The sequence below is a fragment of the Bacillus timonensis genome, assembly GCF_004799755.1.
GTDB lineage: Bacteria > Bacillota > Bacilli > Bacillales > Bacillaceae_L > Ferdinandcohnia > Ferdinandcohnia timonensis_A.
Map to the genome: position 1 here is coordinate 39,558 of NZ_SLUB01000030.1, position 12,206 is coordinate 51,763.

Consider the following 12,206-nt stretch of genomic DNA (forward strand, 5'->3'; position numbering starts at 1 on the left):
AGCCACTTTTAGAATAGTAAAATAGGACTATCAAAACGATAAAGGGGTTTACTATGAGAAAAAGTATTTTGGTAATGATTATCTTTTTAGCAGGTTTTTTTCTTTATTCGAATCAGGTTGAGGCAACGACCGACTCCCAGTTGGTAATCATTAACAAAAGAACCAATGAAATGGCCTTTTATGAAAATGGGAAATTGGTCAGGGAGTTCAAGGTAGGAACCGGTAGAAACCTTTCATTAACGCCAGAAGGCACCTTCAAGATTGTGAATAAAATTAAAAATCGCCCATATTATACAGGCAAAGTCCCTGGGGGCGATCCTCGAAATCCACTTGGTGATCGGTGGTTAGGATTAGATGCGAGAGGGACATATGGAACGACTTATGCCATTCACGGGAACAATAACCCGAACACCATTGGGAAATACATAACCTCTGGTTGTGTAAGGATGCATAATGAAGAAATTAGATGGCTGTTTGAACGGGTAAAGCTTTACACTCCAGTTATTATTACGAATACTGATCATAATTTTAACTCTATTGCATCATCCAACGGGTACATTGTAGAAAACCACGGATGGGCAAAGGAAAATGGGGATTGGTTTTATTATAAAAATGGAGTAAAGATGACAGGATGGATCTACACCAATAACAACTGGTATTACCTTGATGATGGAGGAGTCATGAAAACAGGTTGGCTGGCAGACCATGATGTATGGTACTACCTTGATTCTTCTGGAGAAATGAAAACCGGTTGGATAATGTCCGGCAACTCGTGGTATTATCTTGCCCAAAATGGTGTCATGAAAACAGGCTGGGTGAAGGATGGTAGACATTGGTACTTCCTAAATGAAACAGGTGCAATGAAGTCAGGGTGGTTTGCGGATGGAAACACAACCTATTATCTGAATCGTTCTGGAGAAATGATGACAGGTTGGCTGCTAAGCAATCAACAATGGTATTATTTACAACCGTCAGGTGCTATGCACTCAGGCTGGTTAAGGCAAGGTGGAAACTGGTATTATCTTGAAACATCTGGAGAAATGAAAACCGGCTGGCATCAGGAAAATGAAAAGTGGTACTATCTTTTAAATAACGGTAAGATGGCAACTGATATGTATGTAGGTAGCTATTTTATGGGGAAGGATGGAGTTTGGATCCACGAGGTGTCAAAAATAGAATAAGCTAGATCCATTGACGTACAACGATTTGTTGTACGTTTTTATATGTTTACGAGCATCATAGATTACATACATAAAAAAGCAGGCAGTTAGAAATAACTGCCCGCCTGTTTTATAATGGTTTACTTAATCCAAACTCCACTTGGGGAGAATGTATACCATTTACCATTAATTTTCTTAGTGCCAGTTACCATGTCGCCACCACTGTTAAGGTAATACCAAGAACCGCCTGTATATACCCAACCAGTAGCCATAGTACCACTGCTTGTTAAGAAATACCATTTACCGCTATCTTTTACCCATCCAGTAGCCATAGCACCTGAGCCTTTTAGGAAGTACCATTTACCACCATCGTGAACCCACCCGGTAGCCATAGCACCTGAGCCTTTTAGGAAGTACCATTTACCACCATCGAAGATCCATCCAGTAGCCATAGCACCTGAGTTCTTTAAGTAGTACCATTTACCACCATCGAGAACCCAACCAGTTTGCATTACACCAGTTTTATTCATAAAGTACCATTTACCTTTATCTTGAATCCAACCAGTCTTTGCTTTACCGTTAGAGTCGTTGAAGTACCACTTACCATCCTTTAAAACCCAACCTGTTTTAACAGGTGTTTTTGGTTCTTCAGGTTTAGTAGGTTCTTCAGGCTTTGTAGGCTCTTCAGGCTTTGTAGGCTCTTCAGGTTTTTCTTCTTTTTCTGGAACAGTGATTTTAACAACCTTCACTGTTTCATTTCCGGCAATATCCACTGCTTTAAAAGTAAAGTTGTTTTCACCTTGTACAAGGGCTAACTTCACAACATGTGATTTTTCAATAGGTTCACCCGTTAATTTTTTTGTATCTTCGTAGGTTAATAGGTGATTATCACCTAGATAAAGAGATAGAGAGTTAATATTGTCCTTCATGTTAACCGTTACATTAACCTCTTTTTGACCATATTTAACCTCTGGTACAACAACATCAATTTCTGGTGCAGTCGTATCAATAAAGACGACACGATTAATCTGATGTGAGTTTCCGCTGGCGTCTGTTGCTTTAACGATTACATCTTTTTGACCATCACTGTCAAATGTTACAACAGTTTCAAAATCGAAAAGATTAGTTTTAGAGTTAAGCTTAAACTCAGTTTCCTTGTCATTTACTGTTAAGGATTCAAGAACAAAATCCTCTGCGATTGAACCTTTAACAGGTACTTTTCTTTCCTTATAAACGCCAAAAGCTTCAGGTGTTTCTTCGTCAACATATAGAACTGGCTTTTGAAGATCATTAATTACTAGATGTGCTGAACCTGTATTAAATGCATGATCAAGAGCAGCAACCTCAAACAATGTCTTAGAATCTACATCGAAATCTCCTAGATTAATAGAAGTAACAGAAGGATCGATTAGCTTCCCGTTTAATAACGTACCATTAACAAATACGCCAATAGCAGCAGTTCCTACGCCTTCCTCCTCAATCTCCCAAGATAGCGTAGCCGTTTCGCTGTCAAAAGAAATCTCAACTTCAGGAGCAGTCGTGTCTAGGTATACCGGGATTTGGGTTGATTGCCATTCGGCATCAGCGCCATCATCTGCTTTCGCCTTAATTTCATAATAGTACAGTCCGTCTTCTGCCATTTTTCCATTCAATTGACCGTTCCAAGCACGAGCCTCGTTGTAGGAGAATGGAATAGTTCCGTTTGATGAAAATGTTTTTCTTACATATCTTTCTGCGTTAATTGTACGTAGTAAGCTACCTTCTCCATCCGTAATATTGAACTGAACATCTGTTGCATTACGTAAGAATGATGGAAGTGGGAAAATATCATCAAGGTATCCGTCAGCATTTGGAGAAACTGGATATACAACCTTACCATCTTCACCATAAGCTACCGTATCAATGAACGTACCTCCATCTTTCTTTTCTAGCATTTCAGGAACCACAGCTCCAAATAAATACTTAAGGTCAAAGAAACGTTCTTGTCCTAAAGTAGTAAAACCATCTACAATTTGTGGATTACTCCAATCACCATAGAAACCAACATATGGGATATTTAACGTATTTGGTGCAACCGTAACGGTCACATCTCCAAGGTTGGCAACCTCTGTTAAAGTCACGAATCCTTCTACGAACATATCTTCATGTAAGTCGATTTGTACGGCGTTGCCGTCTTTATCCGTTCCAGAGATTTTCCCATTTGAAATATCTACTGTTACTGAAAAATCGACAGAACCATTAGCTGGGATTGTAACCGTTTCAGGTGCATTTACCTTTGCCCCTACAAGGTCACCTGCCACAAGGGCATTATAAACAGTTTCTGTATCTTTATCGGTATAGAAAGTATCAGCTAAAACATCTGTATCAACGCTATAAACCTTTTTCTCATCAGAAATGTTCGTAGCAGTAAATGACATTGTGAATGTTTTGTTTTTAAATTCTTTAAGTTCAACTTTTGCTTCCCCAGAATTTTTCTCAACAACATAAACATCAGTGCTTACAGCTGAATATGTTTGCATCATACCGGCACCTTGTCTTCTAGGTGAGAATGGTTGGCCAGTCGAATCTTCAATTTTCTTGGCAGTGTTCATAAGGAGAACCTTTGCTAAACGAGTACGTTCAGAAACTGCCATGTCTGGATATGTTTGTTGTAAATATTGTTGAACTAATGCTGCTCCGCCTGCAACATGAGGGGCAGCCATGGAAGTACCGTTCATTGAAGTATACTGATCATTGTTCACAGTTGACCATATTTTTCCGCCTGGTGCTGTAATTTCAGGTTTTAATTCTAAGCTTGGAGTTGTTCCCCAAGATGTAAAAGCTGTCATTTTCCCCATTTCCGGGTCTGCTTCTTTTGAAATTTGCTCAACTGTTAACGTCGTATGTCCTGCAGCGATTGCAGCGTTAATTGCTTCTCCAGCTGATTTTGAAACCTTCATAAATGGAATGCCCCAACCACCTTGGTCATAAAAGAACGCGCCATTTGTTTTGTTCCATACAATAATACCTGCAGCACCTGCAGCAGCTGCATTAACTGTTTTGTCAAAGAATGTTAAATCCCCGCGTGGTACAACAACTACTTTTCCTTTAACGTCGACACTTGCATAATCTGCAGGGGTGCCAAGCTTATCCCCTAATGTAACAAGTTCAATGTTTTCTAGTTGTGTCCAATCATCAACACCATAACCATTGAATGTGTTTCCATTCCCGAGAGTTCCTTGATGTTCATATAAGTGATTCACGTTACCTGAAGCTGCAACTTGGATCGTGTCTGTATTGAGACCAGGAGCACCAACTAGTCCGATGTCAGGATTGTTGTAGTACGGATCATCCCATCCATCACCTAAGTGATTGGAGTTACCAGCTGAGACAGTAGCTACAACACCGTTATCAACCGCTCTCGTTAAGGCAACATCCTCTGGGCTTTCTTCTAGATAGAAACTAGCAGTAGATCCTAAACTCATGTTAAGTACATCTGCACCTAGTTTAATAGAATCGTCGATTGCTTTTAAGTAAATATCAGAATACGTATATGGAGCGTTCGGATCGTTACTGAAAACCTTCATTCCTAAAACCTGTGCTTCAGGAGCAACCCCTTTAATGCCGCCATTTTCTACGTCACCATTTGCAGCAACCGTACCTGCAACGTGCATACCATGCATGGATGCTCCCGGAGCATCATCAACGATTGCATAGTCTTTATCATAGTAGTTATAACCATATGGAACTTTTTCCGTATAGTATTTACCTACTAATCCTTCAGTTTTAATAATGTCATTTACTACTTTTTCAGTAAGTGCTTCTTCTGTTCCTTCACTTAAAACAAAATCCTTATGAGAAGGGTCTACACCTGAATCAATAACAGAAACGACCATTCCTTCACCTTTGAATTTTGCATCTGCCCATGTCTGATAGGATTGGATAAACTCATGGCTAGTGTCCATATCAGGAGTGGGTCTTTCATATTTATTTGCGATATAGACGTTTTTAACACCAGATAGCTGTTCGATTTTTGCAATATCACTGAATTTTACTTCACCACTAAAACCGATAAATGAAGTGGTGAACGTATTATGGACTTTCATTTGAATGCCTTTTGCAGAAAGGGCATCTTTTACTGAACGTTGTTTTGATATTGCAGCGCTTTCAAGAGATTTCTTGGAGCTATCAGAAAGCTCTTTGTACATAACCCCTTTTTTAGTAGCAGATTCTACGGGTGTTTCTCCGTTTACCTCAACGATAACCCTTACCTCGTCATCGTCCTTAAATGCTAATTCAGCATCAACTTTATCATCTAGCTTTTTTGTGTCTTTACCAATTTCATCAATTAATTGTTGTTGAAGTTTTGCTATATCTGTTTCTTCTGTTTTAGCAGTATTCGTGTTTGCTAGTGCAAAACTGCCATTTCCTAAAACTACGAATACAGCTAGTAAAATAGCAAGTGTTTTCTTAAATCCTCTCAACGCGTTTTCAACTCCCCCTATGATATGTATCTGTCGATTCTAGGTGAAAACCGTGACTTTTACCCTCCTTTTTTAGCAATATATGGCGAATCACCTAAATTATAGACTATTCTACACATTAAAAGAAGTCTAAAGATTGGGATTTATTTGACTAGTTTTGTCGAAAAAGCGTGAAACGAAAAAAATATCATATTCTCTATCTATTTTGAGTTAAATCGAATGTTTTTTGGATATTGTCAAAATAGTATAAATACGTAACGATTTGAAATACCATTACCTAAAATACTATAATACGAATAAGTGTTTAGCTCTAAGTCATATATTACTTAGGGTTGGTGTCATTATTTATTACGCTATGATGAAAATATTAATGATAAGGAAATTTATGCTATAATGACTTGAAATCTTAAAATATTTTATTTACAGGAGCCAATAATGAATAGCAAAATAATCGGGAATATAAAGTTATGGATCTTGGCGCTAATTCTTGCAACTTCTACATTTTCTAGTTACTTTCGATATATCTCACAGAGTGAATATAATTTTGCTACAATAGTCATGCCTGTTAGTTATATTTTGTTCTTTTTGTTAGCTGTTGTGTTTTTTGGGAGCGTTCAAATAGAGCTTAAGAAGGTTTGGCATAGTATCTTTATTTTTGGTATTGTCATTCTTAATTTTCTTTTTATGCTTAAATTTGGTTTGCCAAAATATTATTACATGCTGGCGGAGAATCTTGGAAACATACAAATTGTGTTAATTTCAGTAATAGGTGTACTAATTGTTAGTACGAAGGTAATTAGCTCCGCATTGAATCGATATTATTTCATTGCATTTTTATTTGGTTTGTACTATACACTTTTCTTTTTTTTAGGGGTATTTGAAAGGAACCAATATTTAAACGAGAATACATGGGGTCTTTTTCTTGCACCATTTCTTATCTATTTGTTTGTTACATACGAAAAGATTACACTTAGGATTATTGTTTTAATAGTAGGTTCTTGGTTAATTTATATTTCTGGTGCTAAAACAACTTTAGTTGCTTTTGTAACACTTCCAATCTTTATGTTTATCTTTAATAAAGTAAAAAGACCAAGGTTGGTCTATACGGGTTTATTAATTGTTGGTTTTACATTTGTCTATTTAGCTGCAGTCATAAAAAGTGAACTTATTATACAATTACTAACATTTAGAAGCCTCTTATGGGATGTCTACATTCAAAATGTTACTTCTTCATTTAGTACAATTATTGGGGGTACCGGAATATGGAAGATTGAAAATAATAATCTAGGCGTTTGGCATATTCAGGGCTCAGGAGCACATAACACATTTATTAGTCTTTTTAATTATAATGGAATAATAGTTCTTTTACTCTATGTATGTTTCCTCCTTTTTAGTATGAGGAGATGTTCTAAACGTTTTACTGTATCCGATGGTGTATTATATTTTGCTATAACATTTCAATTTGCTGAAACTAATTCGCCATTGTTTTCATATATTTTTCCTTCAGTTGTTTTTTTAGTGAATGCTCTTATTAATAACAGGACAGAACAATCAGAAGAGAATATTGATACCTAAAAATTGAAAGAATCTTATGTTTCGACATAATAATACATGATTGGGTAAAAAAATGAGGGATTGTTTGTCGTAAAAGGTAGAAAATCGTAAAATGGTTGGTTTATAATTAATGGTGGACTTTTATGTTTCTAAGTAGAATTGATTCAATAAAATATTTGAGTGTATACATACATAAAATAAATCTCAAATCTTGTTAGAATTAAAATATGCATGAAGAGGATAATATGAATGAAGATACTTGTCATAGATCAACACTTCTATCCTGAACAATTTCGGGTAAACGATATATGCTTTGAATTAGCGAAGGAAGGTCATGACGTGACTGTATTAACCGGGCTTCCTAACTATCCAAGCGGAGTTGTAGAACCAGAATATAGATGGTTTAAAAAACGTTATGAAATAATCAATGGTGTTAAGGTACATCGCTCTTGGATTTTAGAACGGAGAAGTGGAACGCTTCGCCTTGCATTAAACTATATCAGTTTCGTAATTACTGGCTCTATAAAAGCTTTGTTTTTGAAAAAAGATTTTGATGTTGTTTTAGTGTATCAAACCTCCCCGGTAACTATGGCGATACCAGGAATAGTTGTGAAAAAGCTAACAAAAACGCCTCTTATCATTTATTGCCACGATCTATGGCCGGAAAGTATTGCATCTGCAGGTATTTCTCCAGATAGTAAAATTTACAGCATACTACTACCGGTCAGTAAGTGGATATACAAAAGTGCTAACGGGATTTTTACAAGCTCCAAGCTGTTTGAAAAATACTTTAACAATAAGTTGGGTATTTATGAAAACATAACCCACCTTCCTGTTTATGCAGAGGCTCTATTTGAAAATATTAAACCTAAAAGTATCGATGATGGGAATACAAACCTTGTATTTGCGGGAAATATAGGAGAAATGCAAAGTGTTGAAACAATCCTTCTCGCAGCGAATGAGCTAAAAAACGAAGACCAAATAAAGTTCCATATTGTTGGTGACGGTTCGTCCAGAGAAAAATGTCAAAAACTAGCGGAAGATCTAGGGTTATCTAACGTTATTTTTCACGGACAATACCCTTTAACGGAAATGCCTAGATTCTATGAAATGGCAGATGCTTTCCTAATTACTTTAAAGGAAAATAAAGTAATTTCTTACACGCTACCTAATAAAGTCCAGTCCTATATGGCAGCAGGTAAGCCAATTCTTGGAGCCATTGATGGTGAGACACAATTAGTAATAAATGAGTCAGATTGTGGCCTTTGCGCTTCAGCAGAAGATTATAAAACGTTCGCTACGCTCATAAAACAGTTCACGAATGAAAAGGAAAAGCATGAAACTTATGGTCGAAATGCTAGGAAGTATTATGATCAACATTTTTCAAAGGTGAATTATATGAAAAGATTAAATCATTTGTTTAAAAAAATTATTTCAGGTAGGGATGCATAATGTTTACAGACAAAACGTTATTAATAACCGGGGGTACCGGTTCTTTTGGAAATGCCGTAATGAAACGTTTTCTAGATACTGGTTTGAAAGAAATACGGATATTCTCACGGGATGAGAAAAAACAGGATGATCTGCGAAAGTATTATAAAAATGACAAAATAAAGTTTTATCTAGGTGATGTAAGGGACTTAGGAAGTGTGAAAAATGCGATGAATGGTGTAGATTATATTTTTCATGCTGCCGCATTAAAGCAAGTACCATCTTGTGAGTTCTTTCCCATGGAAGCAGTTAAAACAAATATTTTAGGTACAAATAATGTTTTGACAGCAGCAATTGAATTTGGCGTAAAAAAGGTAATTTGTCTTTCTACGGATAAAGCAGCCTATCCAATCAATGCAATGGGAATATCCAAAGCGATGATGGAAAAGGTTTTTGTTGCAAGGGCAAAAACTGTTTCACCTGATAAAACACTTATTTGCGGCACAAGATATGGAAATGTTATGGCATCACGAGGATCTGTTATTCCATTGTTTGTAGATCAAATTAAGAATGGACAACCTCTTACCATAACAGACCCTAACATGACTCGATTTTTAATGAGTCTTGAGGAGGCAGTTGAGTTAGTTGTGTTTGCATATAAAAATGCTGAGGCTGGAGATATTATGGTTCAAAAATCCCCAGCGAGTACTATCGGAGACTTAGCACAAGCTATCAAAGAATTATTCAATGCAGATAATGAAATTAAAATCATTGGAACACGACATGGAGAAAAGAAATATGAAACACTGCTGACTAAAGAAGAATATGCAGTTGCAGAGGATTATGAAAACTATTTTAGGGTACCAGCAGATAAAAGAGATCTAAACTATGGTAAATATTTTGATGCAGGAGACCTAAAGCTCTCTACTGAAGAAGAATATAATTCACATAATACTCAAATTTTAAATATTGAAGAAATTAAAAGAAAACTACTTGAGTTGGACTACATACAAAACGAGTTAAGGGATTGGAACAATAAATGAAGATACTTGTAACAGGATCCCAGGGATTTGTTGGAAGAAACCTGGTTGCTGAATTAAAGAATAAAGGCTACGAAGATATACTTGAGTTTAACAGAGATAGTGATCAAACATTGCTAAATGAGTATACAAAACAGTGTGATTTTATTTTTCATTTAGCAGGTGTTAATAGACCGAAAGAAGAAAATGAGTTTATGGAAGGTAACTTCGGTTTAACATCTACCTTACTGGAACTCTTAAAGAAAAATAATAATAAAGCACCAGTATTATTAACTTCTTCTATACAAGCAGCAAATGATAACCCGTATGGTAATAGTAAAAGGGCTGGAGAAGACCTACTGTTTGAATACAGTAATACCACAGGTGCAAAGGCACTGGTGTACAGACTTCCGAATTTATTCGGTAAGTGGTCAAAGCCCAACTATAACAGTGTAGTGGCAACATTTTGCCATAATATTGCTCGAGGAATTGATATTCAAATAAATGACCCAAAATCCGAAGTTACACTAAGTTATATTGACGATGTTCTAGCTGAATTTATACGTGCTTTAAAAGGTGAAGAAACGAAGGATGGGGAATTTTGTAAAGTACCAATATCTTATAAAATAACAGTAGGAGAACTTGCTGAAAAGATTTATTCATTTAAGAGAAATCGCGAAACGTTAGTGATGCCTTCTTTACAAAGTAAATTCGACAAAGCGCTTTACGGTACTTTCTTATCTTATTTACCAGAAGATAAGTTTTCCTATAACTTAAAAAAGAATGTAGATAATCGTGGTTGGTTAGCGGAATTCATCAAATCAGAAAGTATGGGCCAAATCTTTATTTCGAAGACAAAGCCTGGTATTACAAGGGGAAACCACTGGCATCACACAAAGGTTGAAAAATTCCTAGTGATCCAAGGGGAGGCTGTTATTAAATTCCGCAAAATTGGTACCGATGAAGTATTAGAATACAAAGTTAATGGGGAAGTACCAGAGGTAGTTGATATACCAGTTGGGTATACACACTCCATTACTAATACTGGTCAGGATGAAGTAATTACCCTATTTTGGGCTTGTGAAATATTTGACCCCGAGAAGCCAGATACCTATTATTTGGAGGTTTAAAGAAATGGAAAAAATGAAGGTTATGACCATTGTTGGTACAAGACCCGAAATTATACGTTTATCCGAAGTAATTAAAGCTTGTGACCGATATTTTAATCATACATTAGTTCATACTGGTCAAAATTGGGATTACACCCTTAATGATATATTTTTTGAAGAGTTAGGATTAAGACAGCCTGACCATTTTCTTGGTGTCGTAGGCAATGACCTTGGAGAAACAATGGGGAATATCATTGCTGCATCCTACAAGATATTAAGGGAAGAGCAGCCAGATGCACTATTAATTTTAGGGGACACGAATAGTTGTTTAAGCGCCATCGCTGCGAAACGATTAAAGATACCTATTTTCCATATGGAAGCAGGAAATCGATGTTTTGATCAAAATGTTCCTGAGGAAATTAACCGAAAGATTGTTGATCATACTTCCGACATAAACTTAGCATATACTGAGCATAGTAGAAGATACCTCTTATCTGAGGGGATTAGAAAGGATCATGTTTTTGTAACAGGCTCCCCTATGACTGAGGTAATATCGAAACATCACGAAAAAATTGAAAACAGTGATGTTTTAAATCAATTAGGGTTAGAAGAAGGAAAATATATTTTAGTATCAGCACATCGTGAAGAAAACATTGATCATGAAAATAATTTTAATTCTTTAATGAATGCTTTAAACAATATTGCTGAGACTTATCAATTACCTATTATCTATTCAACACATCCAAGAAGTTGGAAAAAGATTGAAGAAAGAGGTTTTAAATTCCATCCTCTAGTAAGACAGTTAAAACCATTTGGATTCTTCGATTATAACAAGTTACAATTGAAATCTTTTTGTACTTTATCTGATAGCGGTACTCTTTCTGAGGAATCAGCTATTTTAGGTTTCCCTGGTGTTCTTATCCGAACATCTACTGAGAGACCTGAAGTATTGGACAAAGGAACAGTTATTGTTGGTGGAATTACTGAAAAAGACATTGTTCAGTCTGTGGAATTAAGTAGGGCAATGTGGGAAAATCGTGAAGAAACAATTTTAGCGAATGATTATCGAGATGAGAATGTCTCAGTTAAGGTTGTAAAGATAATCCAAAGCTACGTGAAAATCATAAATAAAGTAATCTGGGGTAAGTAAAATGAAAGTGCTCCAGATTAACTCTGTTTGTGGTATTGGAAGTACGGGTAGGATTGCTACAGATATTCATAATACCCTTACCAAATTAGGTCACGAAAGCTATGTAGCATACGGTAGAGAAGTAGCAAAAAATTGTGATAATGTTATTAAAATTGGTAATAAAACCGACAATTATTTACATGTTGCTAAAACCAGGACTTTTGATAGACACGGATTTGGTTCCAAGGAACCCACCAAAATTTTTATAAATAAAATGGAAAGTTTAGATCCTGATATTTTTCATCTTCACAATATACATGGCCTGTCTCTTATTCACATCT

The 12,206-nt window shown here is 36.1% G+C and carries 7 protein-coding genes and 1 pseudogene; 7 read left to right on the forward strand and 1 reads right to left on the reverse strand.

Annotated features, from left to right (window positions below; all coding sequences use genetic code 11):
• The first annotated feature begins 53 nt into the window (after positions 1 to 53).
• A complete protein-coding gene (locus tag E1I69_RS15425) occupies positions 54 to 1,181 on the forward strand; it encodes a L,D-transpeptidase family protein (protein WP_136380462.1) in 1,128 nt (375 codons plus the stop codon).
• A 119-nt stretch (positions 1,182 to 1,300) separates the two neighbouring features.
• Here E1I69_RS15425 and E1I69_RS25280 read toward each other — a convergent pair whose 3' ends face one another.
• Positions 1,301 to 5,623 carry a S8 family serine peptidase gene (locus tag E1I69_RS25280; RefSeq protein ID WP_136380463.1) on the reverse strand — a complete coding sequence of 1,441 codons (4,323 nt, stop codon included), beginning with the start codon at positions 5,621 to 5,623 and terminating at the stop codon, positions 1,301 to 1,303.
• Between the two features lie 435 nt (positions 5,624 to 6,058).
• Between E1I69_RS25280 and E1I69_RS15435 the strand changes: the two genes are divergently transcribed.
• The 6 genes and pseudogenes from E1I69_RS15435 to E1I69_RS15460 form a co-directional block, all read left to right on the forward strand.
• A complete protein-coding gene (locus tag E1I69_RS15435) occupies positions 6,059 to 7,198 on the forward strand; it encodes a hypothetical protein (protein ID WP_136380464.1) in 1,140 nt (379 codons plus the stop codon).
• A gap of 228 nt (positions 7,199 to 7,426) precedes the next feature.
• Complete coding sequence (locus E1I69_RS15440) at positions 7,427 to 8,629, forward strand: glycosyltransferase family 4 protein (protein ID WP_136380465.1); 1,203 nt, start codon at positions 7,427 to 7,429, stop codon at positions 8,627 to 8,629.
• Positions 8,629 to 9,651 carry a polysaccharide biosynthesis protein gene (locus tag E1I69_RS15445; RefSeq protein ID WP_136380466.1) on the forward strand — a complete coding sequence of 341 codons (1,023 nt, stop codon included), beginning with the start codon at positions 8,629 to 8,631 and terminating at the stop codon, positions 9,649 to 9,651. Before E1I69_RS15440 ends, E1I69_RS15445 begins: the two co-directional genes overlap by 1 nt.
• Positions 9,648 to 10,757, forward strand: coding sequence for a capsular polysaccharide biosynthesis protein CapF (locus E1I69_RS15450; RefSeq protein ID WP_136380467.1), 1,110 nt, complete (start codon positions 9,648 to 9,650; stop codon positions 10,755 to 10,757). Before E1I69_RS15445 ends, E1I69_RS15450 begins: the two co-directional genes overlap by 4 nt.
• Before the next feature lie 4 nt (positions 10,758 to 10,761).
• The gene (wecB, locus tag E1I69_RS15455) at positions 10,762 to 11,886 is read left to right on the forward strand and encodes a non-hydrolyzing UDP-N-acetylglucosamine 2-epimerase (protein ID WP_136380468.1); all 1,125 of its coding nucleotides are present in this window, start codon (positions 10,762 to 10,764) and stop codon (positions 11,884 to 11,886) included.
• A 1-nt stretch (position 11,887) separates the two neighbouring features.
• Positions 11,888 to 12,206 (forward strand): annotated as a pseudogene (locus E1I69_RS15460) (glycosyl transferase); the annotation flags it as partial.